The organism is Rhizobium sp. RM (genome assembly GCF_013390595.1).
In the GTDB taxonomy this organism is placed as follows: domain Bacteria; phylum Pseudomonadota; class Alphaproteobacteria; order Rhizobiales; family Rhizobiaceae; genus Agrobacterium.
Genome location: NZ_JACAWV010000007.1, coordinates 416,406 through 438,559, shown reverse-complemented (window position 1 = coordinate 438,559; position 22,154 = coordinate 416,406). Strand labels below are relative to the sequence as shown.

Annotated in this window: 21 protein-coding genes; 11 read left to right on the top strand and 10 right to left on the bottom strand. The window is 56.7% G+C overall.

All coding sequences use genetic code 11. The annotated features are described in order from the left end of the window. Positions 1–113: 113 nt before the first annotated feature. From HWX89_RS06650 to HWX89_RS06625, 6 genes are all read left to right on the top strand, one after another. Complete coding sequence (locus HWX89_RS06650; RefSeq protein WP_138795826.1) at positions 114–1,148, top strand: Gfo/Idh/MocA family protein; 1,035 nt, start codon at positions 114–116, stop codon at positions 1,146–1,148. Between the two features lie 12 nt (positions 1,149–1,160). After that, positions 1,161–2,066, top strand: coding sequence for a sugar phosphate isomerase/epimerase family protein (locus HWX89_RS06645; RefSeq protein ID WP_138795827.1), 906 nt, complete (start codon positions 1,161–1,163; stop codon positions 2,064–2,066). 92 nt (positions 2,067–2,158) lie between these two features. After that, the gene (locus HWX89_RS06640; protein ID WP_138795828.1) at positions 2,159–3,391 is read left to right on the top strand and encodes an ABC transporter substrate-binding protein; all 1,233 of its coding nucleotides are present in this window, start codon (positions 2,159–2,161) and stop codon (positions 3,389–3,391) included. Between the two features lie 112 nt (positions 3,392–3,503). Next, positions 3,504–4,406 (top strand): carbohydrate ABC transporter permease, encoded by a 903-nt coding sequence (locus HWX89_RS06635; RefSeq protein ID WP_138795829.1) that lies wholly within the window; start codon positions 3,504–3,506, stop codon positions 4,404–4,406. Beyond that, on the top strand, positions 4,403–5,230 hold the full coding sequence (locus HWX89_RS06630; protein ID WP_138795830.1) for a carbohydrate ABC transporter permease: 828 nt from the start codon (positions 4,403–4,405) through the stop codon (positions 5,228–5,230). Before HWX89_RS06635 ends, HWX89_RS06630 begins: the two co-directional genes overlap by 4 nt. Continuing rightward, on the top strand, positions 5,227–6,303 hold the full coding sequence (locus HWX89_RS06625) for an ABC transporter ATP-binding protein (protein ID WP_138795831.1): 1,077 nt from the start codon (positions 5,227–5,229) through the stop codon (positions 6,301–6,303). Before HWX89_RS06630 ends, HWX89_RS06625 begins: the two co-directional genes overlap by 4 nt. A gap of 144 nt (positions 6,304–6,447) precedes the next feature. Here the strand turns inward: HWX89_RS06625 and HWX89_RS06620 are convergent, their stop codons facing one another. Genes HWX89_RS06620 through HWX89_RS06600 form a run of 5 tightly spaced genes read right to left on the bottom strand, consistent with a single transcriptional unit; the run spans position 6,448 to position 11,661 of the window. Continuing rightward, positions 6,448–7,209 carry an ABC transporter ATP-binding protein gene (locus tag HWX89_RS06620; protein ID WP_210271325.1) on the bottom strand — a complete coding sequence of 254 codons (762 nt, stop codon included), beginning with the start codon at positions 7,207–7,209 and terminating at the stop codon, positions 6,448–6,450. Positions 7,210–7,214: 5 nt separating this feature from the next. After that, entirely contained in the window at positions 7,215–8,066 is an 852-nt protein-coding gene (locus HWX89_RS06615) for an ABC transporter ATP-binding protein (protein WP_138795833.1), read from the bottom strand. Continuing rightward, positions 8,059–8,973, bottom strand: a complete 915-nt coding sequence (gene nikC, locus HWX89_RS06610; protein WP_138795834.1) for a nickel transporter permease — start codon at positions 8,971–8,973, stop codon at positions 8,059–8,061. Before nikC ends, HWX89_RS06615 begins: the two co-directional genes overlap by 8 nt. A gap of 5 nt (positions 8,974–8,978) precedes the next feature. After that, positions 8,979–10,040, bottom strand: coding sequence for an ABC transporter permease (locus tag HWX89_RS06605; protein WP_138795835.1), 1,062 nt, complete (start codon positions 10,038–10,040; stop codon positions 8,979–8,981). 25 nt (positions 10,041–10,065) lie between these two features. Then, on the bottom strand, positions 10,066–11,661 hold the full coding sequence (locus tag HWX89_RS06600; protein ID WP_138795836.1) for an ABC transporter substrate-binding protein: 1,596 nt from the start codon (positions 11,659–11,661) through the stop codon (positions 10,066–10,068). Between the two features lie 119 nt (positions 11,662–11,780). Between HWX89_RS06600 and HWX89_RS06595 the strand changes: the two genes are divergently transcribed. Genes HWX89_RS06595 through HWX89_RS06585 form a run of 3 tightly spaced genes read left to right on the top strand, consistent with a single transcriptional unit; the run spans position 11,781 to position 14,565 of the window. Continuing rightward, positions 11,781–12,491 (top strand): GntR family transcriptional regulator, encoded by a 711-nt coding sequence (locus tag HWX89_RS06595; RefSeq protein ID WP_138795837.1) that lies wholly within the window; start codon positions 11,781–11,783, stop codon positions 12,489–12,491. Beyond that, the gene (locus HWX89_RS06590) at positions 12,492–13,412 is read left to right on the top strand and encodes a dihydrodipicolinate synthase family protein (protein ID WP_138795838.1); all 921 of its coding nucleotides are present in this window, start codon (positions 12,492–12,494) and stop codon (positions 13,410–13,412) included. A 13-nt stretch (positions 13,413–13,425) separates the two neighbouring features. Next, positions 13,426–14,565: a mandelate racemase/muconate lactonizing enzyme family protein gene (locus tag HWX89_RS06585; RefSeq protein ID WP_138795839.1), complete on the top strand. Its 1,140-nt coding sequence runs from the start codon at positions 13,426–13,428 to the stop codon at positions 14,563–14,565. 86 nt (positions 14,566–14,651) lie between these two features. Here HWX89_RS06585 and HWX89_RS06580 read toward each other — a convergent pair whose 3' ends face one another. Genes HWX89_RS06580 through HWX89_RS06560 form a run of 5 tightly spaced genes read right to left on the bottom strand, consistent with a single transcriptional unit; the run spans position 14,652 to position 19,864 of the window. Continuing rightward, positions 14,652–16,145, bottom strand: a complete 1,494-nt coding sequence (locus HWX89_RS06580; RefSeq protein WP_138795840.1) for an FAD/NAD(P)-binding protein — start codon at positions 16,143–16,145, stop codon at positions 14,652–14,654. Then, entirely contained in the window at positions 16,142–17,218 is a 1,077-nt protein-coding gene (locus HWX89_RS06575; RefSeq protein ID WP_138795841.1) for an LLM class flavin-dependent oxidoreductase, read from the bottom strand. Before HWX89_RS06575 ends, HWX89_RS06580 begins: the two co-directional genes overlap by 4 nt. Positions 17,219–17,271: 53 nt before the next feature. Continuing rightward, on the bottom strand, positions 17,272–18,006 hold the full coding sequence (locus tag HWX89_RS06570; RefSeq protein ID WP_138795842.1) for an ABC transporter ATP-binding protein: 735 nt from the start codon (positions 18,004–18,006) through the stop codon (positions 17,272–17,274). Continuing rightward, complete coding sequence (locus tag HWX89_RS06565; protein WP_138795843.1) at positions 18,003–18,872, bottom strand: ABC transporter permease; 870 nt, start codon at positions 18,870–18,872, stop codon at positions 18,003–18,005. Before HWX89_RS06565 ends, HWX89_RS06570 begins: the two co-directional genes overlap by 4 nt. Then, positions 18,869–19,864, bottom strand: a complete 996-nt coding sequence (locus tag HWX89_RS06560; protein ID WP_138795844.1) for an aliphatic sulfonate ABC transporter substrate-binding protein — start codon at positions 19,862–19,864, stop codon at positions 18,869–18,871. The genes HWX89_RS06565 and HWX89_RS06560 overlap by 4 nt, the downstream gene beginning before the upstream one ends. Before the next feature lie 568 nt (positions 19,865–20,432). Here HWX89_RS06560 and HWX89_RS06555 point away from each other — a divergent pair. Together HWX89_RS06555 and HWX89_RS06550 are read left to right on the top strand one after the other, a co-directional pair. Beyond that, complete coding sequence (locus HWX89_RS06555; protein WP_138795845.1) at positions 20,433–20,948, top strand: RNA polymerase sigma factor; 516 nt, start codon at positions 20,433–20,435, stop codon at positions 20,946–20,948. Positions 20,949–21,051: 103 nt separating this feature from the next. Further along, a complete protein-coding gene (locus HWX89_RS06550) occupies positions 21,052–22,068 on the top strand; it encodes a FecR family protein (protein WP_353505659.1) in 1,017 nt (338 codons plus the stop codon). Positions 22,069–22,154: the final 86 nt, after the last annotated feature.

Genomic DNA, 22,154 nt, shown 5'->3' with positions numbered 1-22,154 from the left:
ATCATCGGTTCTGGAAACAGTATTGACAAAATGTCGGACATGTCCATAGTTACCGTAAACGTTTACGGAGATCGCTGGAGGGCGAAGACCGGGCGTCACATGGGAGGATAATCTTGACATACAACGTCGTATTGTGTGGCTGCGGAGCCATGGCAAAAGGCTGGCTTCGTGCGGTTCAATCCACTCCGGATCTGAAGGCCACACTCAAAGTGGTCGGTCTCGTGGATCTCAATCCGGATACCGCCAAGGCACTCGCCAGCGAGTTTGATCTGGGACATGCCGTGATCGGAACGGACCTGCGTGCGGTGCTGGAGGAGACGAAGGCCGACATCGTTTTTGATGTGGTCATTCCCGTTGCGCGACACGCGGTCGTCAAGACAGCACTTGGCCATGGTTGCCATGTGCTGAGCGAAAAACCCATGTCCAACTCGATGGAGGAAGCTGCCGATCTGATCCGCGCTGCCCGTGAGGCTGGAAAGGTTCATTCCGTCGTCCAGAACCGCCGTTTCATTTCGGGTGTGCGCCGTATGCGCCGCTTCGTCGAAAGTGGTGCGATCGGGGATGTAACCGCTATTCACTGCGATTTCTTCATCGGCCCGCATTTCGGTGGCTTCCGTGAACAGATGGACAATGTTCTGCTTCTCGACATGGCCATCCATACCTTCGACGCCGCCCGTTATGTCTCTGGAAAGACACCACTTTCAGTCTATTGCCTGGAAACCAATCCGCGTGGCTCATGGTATGCGCACGGCGCATCGGCCAATGCCGTGTTCCGGCTTTCGGATGATGTCGTTTTCACCTATCGCGGCTCCTGGTGCGCCGAAGGTGAGCGCACAAGTTGGGAGAGTGCTTGGCGCATTGTCGGTACCAAGGGAATGTTGACCTGGGACGGAGAAGACACCTTCAAGGCTTCCGTTGCCGGTTCCGAAGGTGGTTTGTTGCGCGGGTTTACGTCGGTCGAGGTGCCGCCGCCGCTGCGTGAGGAAGAAACCCATGGCCACGCCAGTGTTATTTCGGATTTCCTGACGGCGATCCGCACTGGCCAAACGCCTGAGACAGCCGGGCAGGACAACATCAAGAGCCTCGCCATGGTGTTTGGCGCCATTGAAAGCGCCCGGTCGGGCCGGTCCGTCGATCTTGCAGCATAGGAAGACAGAGTGATGAGTGAAAAGAACAGCAATTCTATTCGCGTCGGTACCATGGTCAGTGCGACCAAGGGGCAGGCCGCACAGCGCATATCGCAAATTGCCGACATGGGGTTTGAGAGTTTCGAGCCGTTTTTCTGGCAGACAACAAATGGTCAGGACATTGCCGAACTGGGCAAGCGTTGCGTTGAGGCGATCGGCGACAGGGATATCACGATCTCGACGATCGGCATGTTCGGCAATCCGCTTGAACAGACAGATATAGATCTGCAGACCCTGCAGGGCTGGAAGGATTGCATCGACAATGCCCATCACTTCGGCGCGACCTGCGTTGCAGGTTTCACTGGCCGCATTCGTAACAAACCACTGCCGGAAAGCTTACCGCGCTACCGTGAAATCTGGAGCGAACTTGCCAAGCGTGCGGCCGATAAGGGAATCAAGATCGCTTTTGAAAATTGCGCCATGGATGGCAATTGGGCGACCGGTGACTGGAACATTGCTCATAATCCGGATGCCTGGGAACTGATTTTCAACGAGACGCCCGACGACAACATCGGTCTCGAGTGGGAACCCTGCCATCAGATGGTTTACCTGATCGATCCGCTGCCGCAGATCCGCAAATGGGCGCACAAGATTTTCCACGTTCACGGCAAGGACGCGACAATCCGCTGGGACGTCATTCGCGAGCACGGCGTTTTCGGAAAACATCCGTTTGTTTTCATGCGTACGCCCGGCTTCGGCGACAGCAATTGGACCGACATTATTTCCGAACTGCGCCTCGCCGGCTGGTCCGGTTCCATCGATATCGAAGGCTGGCATGACCCGGTTTACCGCGATGCACTGGAAATGACCGGTCAGGTTCATGCGCTTAATCATCTGAAGCAGGCGCGCGGCGGCAACTTCGTTGTCGACCCGACCTGATATCTGCAGACCATAGCAGCAATATGCCGATTGCCGGGGGAGGCTGGCAATCGGCGAGGTGACGTGAAGATAACCCTGAAGGAGGAGAAACAATGGGTATCAGAAAGCATTCAATCGCCTTTGCACTGGCCATGACATGTGCCTCACTTGTCGGTTTCCAGGTGAAAGCGGAAGACGTGACGTTGACGTTGTGGTCGCTCGACCGAGACATCCAGCCGGCGCCGAACCTGATCAAGGAGTTCAACGCCCAGAACAACGGCATTAAGATCGAATATCGTCAGATCCAGTTCGATGATGTGGTCAGTGAGGCAATGCGTGCCTATTCGACCGGCAAAGCGCCGGATATCATCGCCATCGATAATCCCAACCATGCGATGTTCGCTTCGCGCGGCGCGTTCCTCGACTTGACCGATAAGATCAAAGGATCGTCTGTCATCAAGCCGGAGAATTATTTCCCCGGACCTTTGAAGTCAGCGACATGGGATGACAAATATTACGGCGTCCCGAAGGCAACCAATACGATTGCACTTTACTACAACAAGGACCTGTTCAAGGCTGCAGGGCTCGATCCTGAAAAAGCGCCGCAGACATGGGACGAGCTTGTCGACGCTGCGCGAAAGCTGAATGATCCCTCGAAGAATGTCTACGGCATCACATTCTCTGCAAAGGCCAACGAGGAGGGAACGTTCCAGTTTCTGCCATGGGCGCAAATGGGTGGCGCGACTTACAAGGCAATCAACAGCGAAGGTGCTGTCCGCGCTTTGACGATCTGGAAGCAGATCCTCGATGAGAAGCTGACGTCACCCGATACGCTGACGCGCAGTCAGTGGGATTCGACGGCAACCTTCAATGCCGGCAACGCCGCCATGGCCATTTCCGGTCCTTGGGAAATCGACCGAATGCTGAGCGATGCGAAGTTCCAGTGGGGAACTGCCCTGCTTCCGGTTCCGCAGGAAGGCGCACAACGCTCGTCTGCGATGGGTGATTACAACTGGGCGATCTTCTCGAAGACCAAGCATCCTGACGAAGCCTTCAAGGCACTGGAGTTCTTCGCATCGAAGGATGCGACAATGTACAAGGACTTCGGCCAGCTTCCGGCACGTGCCGATCTCCCCGTGCCCCCGACAGGCAATGCCCTGAAAGATGCGGCCCTCGCGACCTTTATCGAGCAGCTCAAATACGCCCAGCCGCGCGGTCCGTCTCCGGAGTGGCCGAAGATTTCCAAGGCCATTCAGGATGCCATTCAGGCAGCGCTGACCGGTCAGATGGAGCCCAAGGCTGCACTTGATCAGGCCGCCGAGAAGATCAAGTCGATCGAAGGCTGATCTGGTTGATGGCACGCGCTTATCTGCGCGAGCCAGCAATATCGTTTCCTCCCGGCCGGAACTGCCCGGCACTACGGTGCCGGGTGGTTTCGAACGACGAAAAGAGGTTTTGATGAGACGACTACTCTCCAGTATCAGCGACGGCCGCGGCTTCGACATGATGCTTGTCGGGGTGCCCTTCGCCTTCCTGTTCGCGCTGGCTGGACTGCCCTTGATCTATAATATCCTGATGAGCTTTCAGGAGGTTGATATGTTCAGCCTCGGCAGCTTCATCCGGCCATTTGTCGGTTTTGACAACTATATTGCGCTCTTCCAGCAACCTGAAACGCTGCCGATCCTCACCAATACGCTGATCTTCGTGGTTGGGTCGATTGCGGGGCAGTTCGTCATCGGTTTCGGTCTCGCACTGTTCTTCTGGACGAGCTTTCCCGGCTCCAGCTGGTTGCGTGGACTGTTTCTCGTATCCTGGGTGATGCCTGGCCTCGTTGTCGGGGCTATCTGGAACTGGATATTGTCCGGTGACTTTGGCGTCCTGAATTTCTTCCTGCGTGAAAGCGGCTTGATCGACGGCAATATCTTCTGGCGTTCTGATCCCAACTTCTCGCTTTGGGCTGTCGTTATCGCCAACATCTGGCTTGGAACATCCTTCAATATGATCTTGCTGTCAGTCGGTCTTTCCGCCATTCCCGGCGACCTCTATGAGGCAGCCGAAATGGATGGCGCCAATGCATGGCAGAGATTCTGGACAATAACATTGCCCATGATGCGTTCGACCATTGGCGCGATCATCTCGCTCGGCTTGATCTTCACCCTTCAGCAATTCGATCTGTTCGCCGCAATCACAGACGGTGGACCGAACAATTCTTCCAACGTTGCGCAATATTGGGCCTGGGATCTGTCTTTCCGCCAGTATGACTTCGGCAGGGGGGCGACGATTTCGGTCATCATGACAGTGTTCGTGATGTTTGCTGCTGCGGTTTATGTGCGCTCGACACGACATGAGGTGCGCGGATGAGTGAAATTTCCCGTAACCGTCTGATGCTGGCGATCGCCCTTGTCATGGCGGCGATCTACCTGTTCCCCCTCTACTGGATGTACATCACGGCCATCAAGAGCGGCTCCGAGATGTTTGCCAATCCTCCCAGCTTCTGGCCCTCTTCGGCACAGTGGGGAACATTCGGCTATGTCTGGGAAAGTCGCAACATGGGGCGTTACCTGTGGAATTCCACTGTTATCGCCTTTGGCTCGGTCGCGCTGATCACCCTTCTTGGGACTGGCTGTGCCTATGTGCTGGCGCGCTATCGGAACGTCTGGATCGATGCCGGCCTTTTTCTGATCCTCATGTTGCAGGTTTTGCCAGCCTCACTGATGGTGACACCAATCTTCGTTGGTTTTACGCAGGTTGGGCTGCTCGATTATCCGCGTCTTGCCGTCATCCTGGCGATTGCCGCGAAAAGCATGCCGTTCTTTGTGGTTCTTGTCAGGGCGACATTCATGGCCGTGCCAATGGAGCTGGAGGAAGCAGCGCTGGTTGACGGCAACTCTCGCATCGGCGCGTTTTTCAATATCGTCCTGCCGCTTGCCCGCAACGGCATTCTGGTCAGTGCGATCCTCATCTTCATGCAGGCCTTTGGTGAGTTCGTCTATTCCAAGTCGATGATCCAGGACGTCAGCCTGCAGCCTGCAAGTGTCGGTCTCAACTCTTTCATGGGACCGAACACCAGCGAATGGAACAACATCATGGCCTACGCCACAATGTATGTGACGCCTATCCTTGCGATCTTTGTGCTCTTGCAGCGGCGCATCGTCTCCGGCCTTACATCGGGAGCTCTTAAATGACCCATCAAATTGAACTTACTGGCGTCAACAAATATTACGGAGCTTATCACGCCCTCAGGGATATCGACCTGTCGATCAAGAAAGGCGCCTTTGTTGCGCTTGTCGGGCCATCGGGATGTGGAAAGTCAACGCTTCTGCGTTCTCTGGCCGGGCTTGAAACCATCTCAAGCGGCGATCTGGTCATCGCCGGTGAGCGGATGAACGGTGTCCCGCCGCGAAAACGCGACCTTGCGATGGTTTTTCAGTCTTACGCGCTCTACCCTCATATGACGGTGGAGCAGAACCTGACCTACAGCCTGAAGATCAAGGGTGTCAAAAAGGCGGAAGCCAAGAAGGCGGCGGAGGAGGTGGCTGCAATCACTGGCCTCACAAACCTTCTTCATCGCTATCCACGAGAACTTTCGGGCGGTCAGCGTCAGCGTGTAGCAATGAGCCGGGCGATCATTCGCCATCCAAAGGCTTTCCTTTTCGATGAGCCGCTTTCCAATCTGGATGCCGCCTTGCGTGTTCACATGCGAAAGGAAATCAGGGCTCTTCACGACAGACTCGGCGCGACATCCGTCTACGTTACGCATGATCAGGTTGAGGCGATGACGATGGCCGACCACGTGGTTGTCATGCGCAGTGGTATCATCGAACAGCAAGGCCGACCGCTTGATCTTTACGACCGGCCGGCCAATCGCTTCGTTGCGGGCTTTATTGGTTCTCCAGCCATGAATTTTATTCAGGGTCGCTCTTCGTCGGACGGAAAATCCCTGATCCTCGATCTAGCCGGCCCCCAGGTCATAGAAGTTGGTCAGCCCTTGCCGCCGGATCAGGAATTGCTTGTCGGCATCCGGCCGGAGCATCTTGTCGTGGTTGCGGCGGATAAACCTGGATTTGATGTTCCCGTTGGCGCAATCGAGTCGACGGGTGCGATGACATATGTAACGACGGCAACAACGCCGGAGATTGTCGTGGTCATGAATGGGAGATCACCACTGGGTTCCGACAAGACTGTTCGGCTCACCTTCGAGCAACAGAACATCCACCTCTTCGACGCAAAAACAGAACAGCGAATTGACGTCGGCTAAACGCACTGTGCGATTTCTCGTGAAATGCAAAATGGCCGACGCGGAGGATATCCGTGTCGGCCATTGGTTATGAGCGTTCAGAGTTGTTCGCGAAAGGGGTGTCGTCACGCCTCGGTCTCGTGGGCGCAAACGTTCGTGCCTGCGCTAGGCTCGCTGATTTGCAGTGACGTAACCGCGGCTGCCATCCATCAGGACCCGAGTGTAGGGATGGGTGACCGTCCCCTCAAGCAACTGACGTTTGGTTGCGACCTCAACAAAGCCGCCATCCTGCATGACTGCGACCCGGTCGCAAAGATGGGCAACGACGGCAAGGTCGTGGCTGACGAGGATGTAGGTCAGAGCTTCGCGCTCGCGCAGATCCTTGAGCAGATTGAGGATTTCTGCCTGAATGGAGACGTCGAGTGCCGAGGTCGGCTCATCGAGGAGCAGGATTCGGGGCTCTAGGATCAAGGCACGGGCGATGGCTACGCGCTGGCGCTGACCACCGGAAAGCTGGTGCGGATATCGGTAACGGAAATTCAGAGGAAGGCCTACATCACGAAGCGCCTTTTCAATTCGCTGCTGCCGCTGATCTTTGCCATGAATTTCGAGTGGTTCGAGCAACGTCCGACCGATGGTATGGCGCGGATGGATCGATCCGAAGGGGTCCTGAAACACCATCTGCTGTTTGGCGAGCTGGTCACGCGAGCGCTGTTGGCCGATCGCTTCGCCGTCGATTTCAATGCGTCCGGTCCATTGTTTGTTTCGGCCGGCAAGAGCACCAAGAATGGTTGACTTACCGCAGCCGCTTTCGCCGACAAGCCCAAAGGCCTCCCCCTTGGCAACGGAAAACGACACGTCGTTGACAACGCGGACTTGCTGGTGGCCCTTGCCGTAGGATACGGCCAAATGTTCGATGTTGATCATGGACATCAGTTGTTCTCCAGCCACGCCGGATCACGACGCAGCACTTCCAGTCGGTCGTGGGGATGATCAAGGCTCGGCAATGCATTGAGCAGTCCGCGTGTATAGGGGTGCTGAGCATTGTGCAGATCTTTTGCTGCAATGGTTTCGACGATACGCCCAGCATACATGATGAGGACCCGATCACAGAAACTGCGAACGAGATTGAGATCATGAGAGATGAAGATCAGGCCGATATTTCGCTCGATAACCAGTTCGTCGAGGATCGAGAGAACCTGCTGACGCACCGTGACGTCGAGCGCGGATGTGGGTTCGTCGGCAATAATCAGTGACGGGGAGGCGATCAACATCATCGAGATCATGATGCGTTGGCCCATGCCACCGGAAACCTCGTGCGGGTAGAGATTATAGACCCGCTGCGGATCTCGGATACGAACACGTTCCAGCATGGCCAGAGTGCGTTCGCGGGCTTCCTTGCGGGACTTGCGTTCGTGGAGGATGACGGTTTCGGAAATCTGGTCGCCAATGGTCATGACCGGATTGAGCGAATATTTCGGGTCCTGCAGGATCATAGAGATACGCTTGCCGCGAATGGCCAGCATCTCTTTTTCCGTCGTCTTCAGAAGATCGACATCCTCGAACATCATGTGATCTGCAAGCACGCGCGCCTTGGGAGGCTGAAGACCCATAATGGCGCGGCCGGTGGTGCTTTTGCCCGAACCGGACTCGCCGATAATGCCGACTTTTTCTCGCCCGACGTCGAATGAGACGTTGCGGACGGCAGTTACCGAGCCGGACAGGGTTGGGAACTCCACCGACATATTCTTCACGGACAGGATAAGATCAGAAGCGTTAGCCATTTCGGGGATCCAGAATGTCGCGCAGGCCATCGCCCAACAGGTTGAAAGCAAGGCTGACGGTCAAGATTGCGAGGCCCGGGATCGTCGTCAGCCACCAGGCATCGAGAAGATACTGACGGCCGGATGCGGCCATCGCTCCCCATTCGGCCATGGGTGGCTGTGCGCCGAGCCCGAGAAAGCCCAGACCTGCCGCTGTCAGAATGATGCTCGACATATTGAGCGTCAGGCGAACGATAATCGACGGAGCGCAGAGCGGAACGATATGGCGAAACAGAATGCGCCACATGCCCGCTCCCTGCAGTTCTGCCGCGACAACGAAGTCAGCATTGCGGAACGTCAAGGTTTCGGCGCGCGCGAGACGCGCAATCGGTGGCCAGACGGTCAGGGCGATAGCAATAACTGCGTTCTCAATTCCCGGACCAAGACTGGCGGAGAAGGCTAGCGCCAAGACGAGACTGGGGAAGGAAAGGAAAATGTCGGTCACTCGCATCAGGACGACATCGACCCAACCACCGAGATAGCCGGCCGTGGCGCCAATTATGAAGCCGATCGGTGCAACGACGACGGTGACGAGGATACTGATGTAGAGTGTCGTGCGTGAGCCATAGACCAAGCGCGAGAACACATCGCGACCGAACTCATCCGTTCCGAACCAGTGCTGGGCGGATATCGGTTTCAACGCAAGTGCGAGGTCCTGTGCATAGGGATCATGCGTGGCGATAAGCGGTGCGAAGGCGGCCACGATCACGAGGCCGAGTACGACAAGAAAACCGCAGAATGCTAAAGGGTTAGCCAGAAGGTTCAGCCAGGCGACATAGACGCCGTGCAGTCTGGCCTGACGTGTTGAGGTGAAATCCTCATTTATGAGCCAGTTGTGGAGGGTGGCAAGGGAGCCAGATTTTGTCATGGCGTTCACCGTGTTCTCGGATCGATGAAGCGATAAACAATGTCCGAAAGGAGATTGATCGCGATGGAAATGATGCCGATCAGCAGCACACTGCCGAGTACGGCATTCATGTCGGCAAAAAACAGCGCGGAAGTCAGATATTGACCGAGACCCGGCCAGGCGAAAACCGTTTCGATCAACACCGTGCCATCAAGTAGGCCGCAATAGGCAAGCGCCACAACTGTCAGCAATTGGACACGAATATTGCGAAAGGCGTGACGCCAGACGACCGAACGCTGACTGAGACCCTTTGCGCGCGCCGTAAGGACATATTCCTGGCGCAGCTGTTCAAGCATGAAGCTGCGGCTCATGCGGCTGAGATAGGCCATGGCCGCATAGCCAAGGATCAGGGCAGGGGCGATGACGTGATGAAGCGCGCTCCAGAACACCTGCCATTCACCGGCGAGAATGGAGTCCAGCAGGATCGATCCGGTCGGCCCCTCGACCAGCCCCTCATTGTAGATGTCGATGCGGCCGCCTCCCGGGATGAGGCCGAATTTCGCATAAAATACAAGGATGACGATGGTTCCGAGCCAGAAAATTGGTGTCGAATAGCCGAGCAGACCGACGAAACGACCAAGATGGTCGACCCACGTTCCCTTGCGAACTGCGGAAATGACCCCGAGTGGGACACCGAAACCTGCGCCAATCAAGGTTGCCAGTGTCGCAAGCTCGATGGTCGCCGGAAAGACGCGGGCCAGATCGCTGGCAACCGGGTTTTTGGTGATGTGAGACTGTCCGAATTCCAGATGTACGACGTCGTTCAGATAGGCGCCGAACTGGACGTAGAGTGGCCGGTCCAGGCCCATTTCCTTGTAGACACGTTCGTATGTGGCCTGATCGGCCTGATCGCCAATGGCAGCGATAACAGGGTCCGCAGGAACAAGGCGGCCAATCGCGAAGGTGATAACCAGAAGGCCGAGCAGGGTTGTCAGGATGACGGCGATGGAAGTCGCAATCTTTCGCAACCCGGACAGCAATTTGCTGCTGCCCGGGTTGCTAACGGTAGTCGCTTGGGAGGAGGTCAAGTTACTTGTCCTTGGCTTGCGGCGATCATTCGCCCTTGGTCACGGTGTCCCAGCGGGTCAGCCAGGTGGAGTGACCGACATAACCTTTGACTTCTTTTCGAACGGCCTTGGCGTCGGTTCGCTGGAACGAGGTGATCAGGGCGGGAGAAGCTGCGAGATATGCCTTGTTGATTAGCGTGTAGAGATCAGCGCGCTTTGCCTTGTCTGTTTCGTGGGCCGCGGCCGTCACCATGTCCTGGATCTCTTTCGGAACATCCCATGCTGAACGCCAGGCCAGCAGACCGGTCAACTTGGCCTCATCAGCATTGTTCTTGTTGGTCGCATAGGATGCGAGCACTGCATGCGGGTCAGGAAGACGTTCACCAGAGCGGGCCGAGAAGATTTCAAAAGCGCGATCCCGGAACTTGCCGATGTGGTCGCCACCTTGCAGATCAAGCTTGACGCCGGCCTTTGCCGCATTGGCCTGCAGCGACTGGGCGACCTCGAATTCAGGCGTCACCGGTGTTGCATAATAGACCTTTGAGAAACCGTCCGGATAACCGGCCTCGGCCAGCAACTGTTTGGCCTTGTCGATATCCAGCTTGTACGGATTTTCGCTGAGTGCGCCAGGCAGACCTGCAGGAATGATGCTCTGCTGTTTGATGCCGTAGTACTTCATGACGGTGCTGCTCAGGCCGTCATAGTCGATCAGATAGCGGAAGGCTTCGCGAACTTTGGGATTGGAAAGAATTTCGTCCTTCTGGTTGAGGGCCAGATAATAGAAGCCGAAGCCGGGTGTTTTCTGGATTTCGACCTTTCCACCCGCTTCCAGTGCGGCAAGATCTGTGGAAGACAGTCGCGTCGCGATGTCCATATCTCCGGCGTCAACCTGCAGACGTTGCGCCGAGGATTCCGGCAGATGGCGCAGGATTACACGGCGCATGGCTGGCGCTCCCTGCCAATAGTCGGCAAAGGCTTCGGCAATCAGCATTTCGTTGGAGCGCCATGTTCTCAGCGAATATGGGCCCGAACCCGCATCGGCAGTCTGCAGGTACTCGCGACCCATGTCGCCATTCTTTTCCTTGCCGGCGAGGAACGTGCTGTCGAGGATGGAGGTCGAGAAGCTTGCCAGCGACAGAAGGATAAGGTCGGAATTCCAGACTTCTGGTGTTTCGATCACCACGGTGTGGTCGTCACTTGCGCGGATAAGCTGATCAACGTTGTCAGCCGAAAAGCCCCATTGGCGCAGATCGGTGGACGGGGCAAGGCCGAGCTTTACCAGACGACGCAGAGACCACTCGACATCCTTGGCCGTCAGCGCGTTGCCTGAATGAAATTTGACGCCCGAGCGGATTTTGAATGTGAACGTTTTACCGTCTTCGGAGACAGACCAGCTTTCGGCAAGTCCTGGTTGCGGTTCAGTAATCTTGTCCGCCGGCAGAACGATCAGCCGCTCATAGAGGTTGGCAACGACTTCTGCAGCCTCAAGCTGGTTTAACTCCTGCGGATCAAGGCCACGCATCGAGGACATGTTGGTCGCGATGACGAGCTGGTCGCGCGGCGTTGCGGCAGCGGCTGCGAGTGGAGCGCCGGCTGCGATAGCAGCAGCGCTGGCGAGCATGATGAAGTGACGTCTGAGCATTTTCATTCCTCCCTTGAGGCTCCTCAACCTCGAATGCCAATTTTCATATCGACATCGATCTGAAATCTGGTATATCAGATCTCACAAGTCGATTTGAACGTCAACAGGATTTTGCAGCAATGGCTCATCAACCAAGTCTGTCCGGTGGGGTGGGAACCATCGAAAGGCTCGATCCCCAGCTCCAGCTGACCATGCGCGACCATGTGCATCGCATCCTGCGTGGCGCGATCATTGCCGGTCGTTTTGCGCCTGATGAAAAAGTCAATGAACGCCAGCTCGCCGAGCAGTTCGGAGTGAGTACGACACCGATCAAGGAAGCCCTGCGTCAACTGGAGGCGGAGGGGCTTGTCGAGGCGTTGCCGCGTCGGGGGGTGATCATCCGCTTCAACATGAGCTGGGCCGAGGAGATGATCCTTGCGCGTGCGGCTCTTGAATCCATGATCGGTCATCTGGCAGCCAAGCGTATTTCGGCTGAGGCCGCGGGCGCGTTGAAGGCCACTGTCATGTTGATGGATGCTGCCACGACGTCGGGTAATGCGGACGAATTGATCCTGCTCAACGAAACCTTTCATGATCAGATCCACAAGGCGTCACGCTGTCAGTATCTCGCGCGCCTGATCGAGCGGCAGCAGTTTTATGATGCCAGCATCCGTCGCATCATCCATTCAGATCCCGCCGAACGCGAAAAGGCGTTGCGGGAACATGCCGCTATCGCTGCCGCCATCGTTGAGGGCGATGTCGATGGCGCCGAAAAGCAGATGCGTGACCACGTTGTCCGCTCCGGCGAAACATATCTTTCAATCGTTTTCGGAAACAAAGAGGGTAAATAAGTGAGTGAAAAGCTCGAGATCGTCAGAAAAGCACTCGGTGGCATTTCGGGTGTTCCCGTCACCCCGTATCGCGCTGACGGCGCGGTGGATGTCGAAAAGCTCGATGCGCTGATCAAGGGTCTTGCTGCGGCGAGAGTCCATAATCTCATGGCGGCGGGCAATACCGGAGAATTCTTCACCCTGACATTGGATGAAATCAGGCTTGTGCACGCGACGACCATCAAGGCTGCGGCGGGCAAGTCTCTCGTCAGTGCGGCGGTGGGGCGCTCGCTGGCTGATGCGAAGTCGCTTGCAAATGATGCGATTGCCGCTGGCGCGGACGCGATCATGGGCCACCATCCTATGGACCCATTTGCAGGGCCTTCCTATCAGGCGCGCTATTTCCTTGAACTTGCCGATTTCTGCACGGTCCCGGTCATTGCCTACGTGCGTAGCGACGGTTTCTCGGTCGCCGATTTCCGGTCCCTTGCACTTCACCCCAATATCGCCGGCATCAAGTTTGCATCGCCGAACCTCATGCTGCTTGCTGAGGTTATCCGCTCCACAAAGGACGCACCGGCAATCTGGGTTTGCGGTTTGGCCGAAGGTTGGGCGCCTGCCTTCTATGCCCTTGGAGCTCGGGGTTTCACCTCAGGCCTCGTCAACGTCTTCCCGGAGCGGTCGCACGCCATTCTCCGTGCGCTTGATAACGGTGATTATGCCGGCGCACGCAACCTGATCGATGGCATTGCAGAATTCGAATCTCTCCGAACGAAGTACAACAACGGAGCCAACGTCACCGTCGTCAAGGAAGCGCTTGGCATGCTCGGCAACAATGTCGGTCCGGTGCGTGTCCCTGGTGTCACGGCCTTGAACGAAGGTGAGCGCACGATCCTGCGTGGCGTTGTTGATCGCATCAGCGCCGAAACGCGTGCTGCGTGACGGAGTTCTGACCATGCGTATTACCGGTATCAAGACGTACATGCAGCGCGTGGATGACCGTCCACGTCTCTTGCTCAAGATCGAAACCAGCGAAGGCATCAGTGGTTGGGGCGAATGCTACAATCACGGACCAGACTGGGCCCTGCCGCCGCTGCTCGACTATCTTTTCCACCAGATCGAGGGTGAAGATCCGCGCCGGGTCGAGTTCATCGTTCTCAAGTTGAATCAGCAATGCCGGTTCCCTCCGGGTGCGCTTGGCCTTGCGGCCATTTCCGCGATTGACCACGCTCTGTGGGATATCGCCGGTAAGGCCGCTGGTCTGCCGGTCTACATGCTTCTCGGTGGAAATGTCCGCGATCGTGTGCGTGTCTACTGCGGTGTCTACACAGCGCCTGACGCCGAACACGCCCGTGATCAGACGCTTCAGCTCCACGAAGAATATGGTTATACGGCGTTCAAGCTAAGCCCCTATCGACGCGACCTGCACGCCAGCCGCTGGGGCGAACTCGTCAAGGAAACCGGTGACTGGTTCGGGCGTATTCGCGAGCTGACGCCCTCGAACTTTGAGTTTGCGTTCGATGCGCATGCAAAGATCTTCGAACCCTATCAGGCCGTGCAGCTTGCTGCGGCGATCGCGTCTTACGACCCGTACTTCTACGAAGAGCCGATCCGGCCGGAACATATTCCGGCTTGGGCTGAACTCAAATCGAAGGTGACGGTGCCGCTTGCCACTGGAGAATCCCTCTACAATCGCTTTGAGTTCCTGTCGCTCCTGTCGGCCCGGGGGGCGGATATTATCCAGCCGGACATCTGCGTGGTGGGCGGCGTGAGTGAGATGCGTCGCATCGCCGCGATTGCCGAAGCGCACTATGTGACCGTCGCACCTCACAATCCGATGGGGCCGCTAGCGACGGCAGTCAACGTGCATTTTTGTGCCGCACAGCCGAATTTTAAGGTGCTCGAATTCAAGCCGCACGTTCATGCGCCTTGGGCGCTCGACCCATACATGCCGGTAGATGGCCACATGGAACTGCGGCCGGACCGGCCAGGCTGGGGTATCGAAATTGACGAGAAGGTTCTCGAAAAGGACGATTACATCCATTGGGAACGCAAGGTTACCCGCAAACCGGATGGTGCTACAGCTTACCCCTGAGCCCCATTACTGGCACTACAAAACTCCAGTCGACACATGTTGGCTGGAGTTTCTTGTCGTGTCGCCCTGGTTCTGTCTGGATGACCTCAGGAGGCCAATCGGCTTGGCGTTTGATCTTCCGTTGGATCGAGCAAGGTTTTGAGTGTGGTCGCCAAGGTTTGAGCCTGGGCTCGTAATTCTGTCAGAGAGCTGGATTCCCAGGCCACACCCCGCAAGGGATGTCCGATCGCGAAAAGATCTCCATGTTTGATACCATCAAGGCCAACCACGAGACCATCTGGAGTGGCATCGATGCCGAAGCCGGTGTCGTGTCGGCGGACAAGGCCGTTTTGCTGAAGGTGTTTCACGAGAGGTGTCGTTATACGACCCCAGTCGTGTTCCTGATGTCCCCGTGCATCAACTATGCCATCGACCACGATCACTTCAGGCTGCGTTTTTCTGCGTGGTTGCAAAATCACTTGAAGCCGCCCGTCGAGAGGGTTGGCTGAAAGCAGCCGGGCGGCCCGGGCCGCAAATCTTCCAGCACTTCTTGCTGCGTCAACTGCAGCGTAAGACGGCGGCGCGGCGCGATGCGCGGTGACATCCCACAATGCGCGCAGATGGCGCACGAAACGCAGCCGTTCTGTGGTCGTCGCTTTCAGCCACATGGGCAATATGAATGGCCGAAGACTGAAGGGAATAACCTGCCAGTCTCGACCCTCTGCCATGAGCCTGCGCCTTGCTTTGATCGCCAGCGTCAGAAGCGATCGTGTGGTTTGCGGCAGAGCGTCGGGATCGACAATATCCATCGCCTCACCTGCTGGCCGGACCGGTTCGATGAGGTGGCCACGCCGTGAAATGACATGGTATCGCCCGCGAAAACCACGGGCTTCAAAACTGGCCACCGTATCGACCATGCTGAGGCTTGCGCCGACGATCAGAATGTCCTGCGCTTTGCTCAGGCGATCGAGATTTTTCGACTGCCAGGGTGTGGTCAGTCGCCAGTCATTGGAGAGCGCACCAAGAACGGAATCGGAGCGAAGTGGAAAAACGCCGGTTGCCAGGACGGCGATATCTGCATCGAGTGTTCGACCGTCTGCAAATTGCGCCTTCAAGCCGCCGGAGGCGAGGCGATCCAACTTGATGACGTCGGATTGCCAATGCTCGACCTCGATTCCCGAGGCGGCTTTTTCGATTGACTGTCGCAGTTCCTCTTCAACATAACACCCGAACTTGCCACGTGGAATGAACAACGTTTCCGCCTCACCATCGGCAAGTGCCGTGCCGTCATCGCGTGCGCTGTTTGCAACCCAGCGTGCCAGATGTCCGAGATCCCGCGGATGGATCGAGAAGTTCCCGGCAGGACCGTTCATCAGTTGGGCGGTTTCTTCGGTGCTATAGGCTTGACCCCGGCCGATTGACGATCTCGGTTCGGCTATGACCACTCGCAGCGGTCTTTGCCATTGTTCGAGCAAACGGATTGTCAGCGCCGCACCCGAGTACCCACCGCCGATGATCAGAATCACCGGTGGCTGGCTACGTGTGGTGTCGCCGCCGAACAATGGATAATTTGCCAGGGACCGATGGATTTCTGCTGTCATGCGGATTCACGCAGCAGGGGCAGGAGTTGATTGCCCTGTCTGGAAATTTCTCGAAGATACGGGGTATCCGACAACACAAAATGCGTGATGCCCAGATCGCGATAGCGCTTCAAAGACCGCGCAACGTCGGTCGGGGAACCAACCAGCCACGTTGTGCCGGCCCCACCACCGCCGAATTTTCCAGGTGCTGTATAGAGGTTTTCGTCGAGCACATCGCCCTTGCTCTGCAGGTCGAAAAGACGTTGCTGGCCAACTGCCTGGGGGCGACGATCATCCACCCAGTCATTCTTGCCGACCCTCGCCATCTCGGCGACCTTCGCTTCCGCTTCGGTCCAGGCCTGCTCCGTTGTATCGCGCACGAAGGTTGTAATCCGCAGTCCGAATTCAAGTGGTGGCAGATTGCGATCCTGCGTTTTGCTCAGCTCTTTCAGCCGGTCGATCCGGGCCGCAATACCTTCAAGTGGTTCACCCCAGAAAAGCTGGATATCCGCCTCGCTGGCCGACACGCGTTCTGCTGCGGCCGATGCGCCGCCGAAATAAAGTTTCGGAGTCAACCGTCCCGGTTTCTGGGTCACCCGGGGGGTGACGGTGGAATTGTCGACCCAGTAATGCTCCCCCTTGAACGAGACGTTTTCCTCCGTCCAGAGCCGCCGGACGAGCCGCATGAATTCCTGCGTCCTGCCATAACGTTCAGCCTGATCACCCTCCTGGTCGCCATAGGCAGAGATGCTGTCTTGACCCGATACGATGTTGATCCGCACCCGACCATTGGTGAGGTGATCGAGCGTGGCGATGGATGAGGCGAGATTGGCCGGTCGCCAATAACCTGGACGAATGGCGATCAACGGCTCGAAGGTGCTCGTTCGTGCCGCCAGTGCAGCCGCCACGGTAAAGGTGTCTGGCCTGCCCCAACCCGCGCCAAGCAAGGCACCTTTCCAGCCATGATCTTCAAGTGCCTTTGCATGGCTGGTCAGAGTTTCGAGACTGTTGTGGTCGTGTTTCACAGGCTCACCGCGATGCCCGGCAACGACCTGATTGGGAATATACCAGAGAAATTCCGACTGTTGTGTCATCTGCTAAATCAATCTGCTGAATGAAGGGAAACTGGCGGGCAAATTCCGCCCGCTCAAATGACGTGGGCTGCCTGAAGTGCTGTCAGAACGTCGCTTTTGAGTTCGGCCAGCCGGGCTGCGCGCCGGTCGCGCGGGCGGGCGACGTCAACGGCCAGATCATGCTGGATGCCACCGTCACGCGCACCCATCATGTAGATCCGGTCGCCGAGATAGAGCGCCTCGTCGATGTCATGCGTCACCAGCAGGAAGGAAATGCCCCGCTGTTCCACAAGCTTCAGCACGAGGTCCTGCAGTTTCATGCGGGTGAAGGCGTCGACGGCGCTGAAAGGTTCGTCGAGAAGCAGGATACGCGGTTCGGTATAGAGTGCCCGGGCGATCGCAACGCGCTGCGCCATGCCGCCGGACAGTGCCTTTGGCAAGGTTTCACTATGGCCGGTCAAACCGACATCATCGATCAAGCGAGCGACACGGGCGCGATCGTAACGCGATCCGTCTGCATAACCAATGTTTTGTGCCACGGTGAGCCACGGCATCAGTCGCGGCTCCTGAAACACGAAGGCAACAGGAGGTCCTGAAGTGCTATCGCCAGCCTGACCAGTCCTGACTGAAACATGACCGGAAAAGCGTTTGTCGAGACCGGCAGCAATGCGCAGAAGGGTGCTTTTTCCGCAGCCACTCGGACCCAGCAGCACCGCAGCCTCGCCGTTGTCGAGGCTCAATTTTATGTCGTGCAGCACGACGGTCTTGCCGAATGCTTTTTCCCGGACATCGATATCGAGAAGGCTCATGCCGGGCGCCCTCCGATCGACGTTGAATAGCTGTCGCGCCAGGAAAGGCAGCGATCCTCGATCAGCTTGAAGAGGCTGTCAGAAATCTTGCCAAGCACGGCCAGACAGATGATGGCGATCAATACGAGATCCGGGCGCGAAAGCTCACGCCCATCCGAGAGCATGTAACCGATGCCTTCGGAGGCGGCGAGCAGTTCCGCCGCCACGACACTCAGCCAGGCAAGCGACAGACCGTAACGCAGACCGGTGAAGAGATGTGGAAGCGATGCGGGAATGAGAATGCGCCAAACGAGAACCGGCAGAGGCTGCCGATACATTTCCCCGACCTCCACGAGCTTGCGGTCGACATTGCGGATGCCGGAGAACAGGCTGAGATAAACAGGAAAGAAAGCGCTTTTGGCGATCAGGACGATCTTCGAGGTTTCGCCGATACCGAACCAGATCATCAGCAGCGGCACCCAGGCGAGGCTAGGGACGGCGCGCAGAGCCTGGAAGCTGGGCTCGAGATACCGTTCCGCCGAATACCACAGTCCCACCACCGATCCCACGACGATTGCGAGAAGTGAGCCTACGGTAAAACCGATCAAAACACGCAAGGCGCTGGCGGCAATGTTGGTCCAAAGCGGCCCCTCCGCGAGATACAGGAAGGTCGTATAGAGATCTGACGGGGGTGGCAGCACATAGGGGCTTACCCAACCCATTCTTACAAAGAGCTCGAGCAGAACGAGCGCGCCAACGGGCACGATCGCTCCACGCAAATCGAGTGACAGCAGCTTTTTGCCAAAGCGGGAAATAGGACCCGACGATTGCGCTTTTGTCGCTTCGTTTCTTACCTCGCCCCTGAATTCCTGGGTCGAGAATGTCATGCTCCGAGAACTTTCTTGGCCGGTGCCGGATCAAGAAGCTGTCCAAGGACGTCATCGACATTGGTGCCTGGGCGAAGAACCTCGGAACCGAGCAATGGTGTCGCTGTTTTGATGGAGGCCAGCAGCTCATCACCGGGGACCGGATCAGACCAGTCGCGGCGGTCTACCGTCAGTTTTGTGACCTGTGGATCACTGCCGGTCTGCTGTGTGACGAAGGAAATGAATTCCTCCTTGTTCTCGCGTATCCATTTCTGCGTCTCGACCCAAACGCCAAGTACGCGTTCGACAGCTTTCGGATATTTACCGAGGAATTCTTCCGAGACGCTGAAGACGCTGCCTTCACGCCAGCTTTTATCGCTGAAGATTGCCCGATCGCCGGCAATTTCAGCCTGCGCCGTCTGTGGATCAATACCAACCCAGGCATCGACCTGTCCCTGCTGGAGTGCCGCAAAGCCTTCAGGATGCTGCAGGTTGACGACCTTGAGATCGTTGATCGTCAGGTTGGATTTTGCCAATGCGCGAACCAGTGTGAAATAGGGTGCTGTTCCCTTTGTTACCGCGATTGTCTTGCCCTTGAGATCGGCAACCGACTGCAACGGAGAATCCGGCTTCACCTGTATGATCGAAGAGCCGCCCCAGCTTGCGACATAAATGACCTTCAGCGGCACGCCGTTGGCGCGTGACAGAAAGGCGGAAAGGGCGGCGGACCCGGCAAAATCGGTCGAGCCGACTTTCAGGAACTCCAGCGAGTTATTGCTGCCACGCGATTGGACCCATGTGATCTTGGTGCCGACGTCCTTGAAAGCCTCTTCCAGCCAACCCTTGTTCTTGATGAGAAGCGTGTGGGACGAATAAAAGCCCCAATCCAGCCGCAGTTCGGCGGGGAAGTCCTGAGACGATTGTGCCGAAGCAAAACTGACGCCGAAGGGCGATGCGAGAGCGGCACCAGCGCCGATTTTAAGGGCGGTGCGACGAGAGAGTTTGAGAGCCATGTACCCATCCAATATACTAAATCTATAGATTAATAGTTATCGCGCATGGGCGCTGAAGGTCGTGGCAAGCTTTGCTATAAACCAAGAGGTTTGAGGAAAATCCATCCTGTGAATCTGCTTTGCGCTTTAAGCAAAAACCACAGGTGAAAATACCTCGTGTTGCCAATGGCGAGAAAGTCGACTCGGAATGGCGCTGCGTTTTTGCAAGGAGACGGAGGTGCGCGGGCGATAACGACGCATATTTGGCTTTGGTTTTCTCAAGCGTACGGCAGCTATGCGCATGGATATGCCGCGCGCCAGTTCCCCGCAAGGCAATCCATCGCTTCCACCAGTTCATCTGAACCCGCGCCACTTGGCCGACGTACCAGCGTTACAACTGTCTCTGGCCCACACCGAGCGGCGTCTCGCCGCACCAAGCGAGTTGATCAGAAATATGACCAGCAAACTCAACTATTGAATTGTTTCCCATTGGGCGTTAACGAAGCACACCATCGGACGTGAAGTACAGTCTGTTTCAAATTTCTCTTCGTTTGTAGCGGAACCCAGCTATGCACAATGAGGTCGCTGAGTGAGAGCGAGCTTCACAGACATATTTCTGAGCAACCGAAGCGCGTTGCTCTGGTCCGTCTTACGGATCGTTGGCGATCACCAAGCTGCTGAGGACGTTACTCAGGAAGCATTTGTTCGGGTCAGCAAGGCTGTTGAAGGCGGTACGGTCGAGCATGTTGAAGCATTTCTGTTTCAGACCGCTCGCAACCTTGCTCTCAATCACCGGCGCAGCCGACAGACGCGCGCAGAAGTCGAACGAGACGGTCTCCCTGCCAGCGATGTCGAGAACATTGCGTCGTCCACTCCGTCCCAAGAAGCTGAACTTTTGCACCGCGAGCGCCTTCGGCTTCTGGAAGAAGCGATCACCAGGTTACCAGAACGAGCGCAGCAAGTTTGGATCCTGAGCAAGGTCGAAAAATGGCCCTATCCGAAAATTGCGGCGCATCTCGGTGTGTCTCCAAACACCGTGTTCAACGACCTCAAAATGGCACATGCCCATTGCATGCAAGCATTGGCCAGGATCGACCGGGGATGATCGACTGATGTTGGACAAAAATAGATTTGTGAGATTTCAAGGTGCGGAGTGTCTCATGTATAAGGCCGCTGTTTTCGCCGAACCCCCGATGGGACTGAACTGAGTGGGACACGATCTGAATAATTCCGAAGGCGAAGAGGGCTACGTTCATCCGGACCCCTTGATGGATGCCGCCCTGAGCTGGTTTTTCCTGCTGCAAGGCGAGCCAGATAGCCATGAACTTAGATCCAGATTTGAAGAATGGCGTGACGCGAATCCCGCTCATTGTCGGGCATTTGACAAAGTGGCCGCAGGCTGGGCACTGCCTGAAACCGATGAGGTTGCGCACAGGATCGCTGCTGCGAGAGGGTTCGGCAACGCAGCACAAGCGGCGAACGTCGTTGAGTTCCGTCAACCAAAACGGAGATGGATACGTTGGGTTGGCGCTGCGGCTGCAGCTATCGTCGTCGCGATTGGTGTTCAGCAATATCCGGGCCTTCGAGTTCAGTGGGAAGCGGATTACGTGACGATTGCGGGTGGGCGGGAGGAGGTGTTGCTTCCGGATGGCTCGAAGGTCACTCTGAATACAGACACTGCTATTGCGCTAGAGTTCGAAGGAAACCGGCGGGGCGTCCGGCTACTTCGGGGCGAGGCATATTTCGATGTCGTCCACGACGTGTCACGCCCCTTCGAGGTTACGGCGGCATTCTCGGAAGTCGAGGTCAAAGGAACGGCGTTTTCGGTCCGACGCGATGACAATCAGGATTCCGTCGCATTGGAGCGCGGGCATGTCGAGGTCAGAAATCTGGCGGACCCGGGTAAAAGAGCTGACCTCCAGCCGGGGCAGGCGGTGGTTGCAAGTGCGACGGGGATATCGCCAGTACACGCCACGGATGTTTCAGTGACTTTTGCGTGGCTGAAGGGGCAAATCACCTTCGAGGACCAACCGTTCGGGGCGGTGATCCACGAACTTGCTCGTTATTACGGACACACTATCATTCGCACAGACGATGACCTTGATGCGGTGAAAGTGAACGGACGCTATCGACTTGATAACCCGGAACGCGCGATTCGCTCTCTTGCGGCCACTGTTGGCGCAACCGTGACCCGTCTTCCGGGCGGCGTTTTAATCCTTCGATAAAAAATCAACTTTTTTTGTGAGATTTGGTTCGCCCGCGTGTCCTCATTACAGGGCCAGGTTCGAACCTCGAATTTCCGGTCCTTGAG

Excerpts from the sequence above, each read along its gene's own strand:
- nikC (WP_138795834.1), bottom strand. The coding sequence starts at position 8,973 with ATGACAAAATCTGGCTCCCTTGCCACCCTCCACAACTGGCTCATAAAT.
- HWX89_RS06580 (WP_138795840.1), bottom strand. The coding sequence starts at position 16,145 with ATGACAGCAGAAATCCATCGGTCCCTGGCAAATTATCCATTGTTCGGC.
- HWX89_RS06575 (WP_138795841.1), bottom strand. The coding sequence starts at position 17,218 with ATGACACAACAGTCGGAATTTCTCTGGTATATTCCCAATCAGGTCGTT.
- HWX89_RS06630 (WP_138795830.1), top strand. The coding sequence starts at position 4,403 with ATGAGTGAAATTTCCCGTAACCGTCTGATGCTGGCGATCGCCCTTGTC.
- HWX89_RS06625 (WP_138795831.1), top strand. The coding sequence starts at position 5,227 with ATGACCCATCAAATTGAACTTACTGGCGTCAACAAATATTACGGAGCT.
- HWX89_RS06570 (WP_138795842.1), bottom strand. The coding sequence starts at position 18,006 with ATGAGCCTTCTCGATATCGATGTCCGGGAAAAAGCATTCGGCAAGACC.
- HWX89_RS06635 (WP_138795829.1), top strand. The coding sequence starts at position 3,504 with ATGAGACGACTACTCTCCAGTATCAGCGACGGCCGCGGCTTCGACATG.
- HWX89_RS06645 (WP_138795827.1), top strand. The coding sequence starts at position 1,161 with ATGAGTGAAAAGAACAGCAATTCTATTCGCGTCGGTACCATGGTCAGT.
- HWX89_RS06640 (WP_138795828.1), top strand. The coding sequence starts at position 2,159 with ATGGGTATCAGAAAGCATTCAATCGCCTTTGCACTGGCCATGACATGT.
- HWX89_RS06595 (WP_138795837.1), top strand. The coding sequence starts at position 11,781 with ATGGCTCATCAACCAAGTCTGTCCGGTGGGGTGGGAACCATCGAAAGG.
- HWX89_RS06565 (WP_138795843.1), bottom strand. The coding sequence starts at position 18,872 with ATGACATTCTCGACCCAGGAATTCAGGGGCGAGGTAAGAAACGAAGCG.
- HWX89_RS06600 (WP_138795836.1), bottom strand. The coding sequence starts at position 11,661 with ATGCTCAGACGTCACTTCATCATGCTCGCCAGCGCTGCTGCTATCGCA.
- HWX89_RS06560 (WP_138795844.1), bottom strand. The coding sequence starts at position 19,864 with ATGGCTCTCAAACTCTCTCGTCGCACCGCCCTTAAAATCGGCGCTGGT.
- HWX89_RS06585 (WP_138795839.1), top strand. The coding sequence starts at position 13,426 with ATGCGTATTACCGGTATCAAGACGTACATGCAGCGCGTGGATGACCGT.
- HWX89_RS06620 (WP_210271325.1), bottom strand. The coding sequence starts at position 7,209 with ATGATCAACATCGAACATTTGGCCGTATCCTACGGCAAGGGCCACCAG.
- HWX89_RS06615 (WP_138795833.1), bottom strand. The coding sequence starts at position 8,066 with ATGGCTAACGCTTCTGATCTTATCCTGTCCGTGAAGAATATGTCGGTG.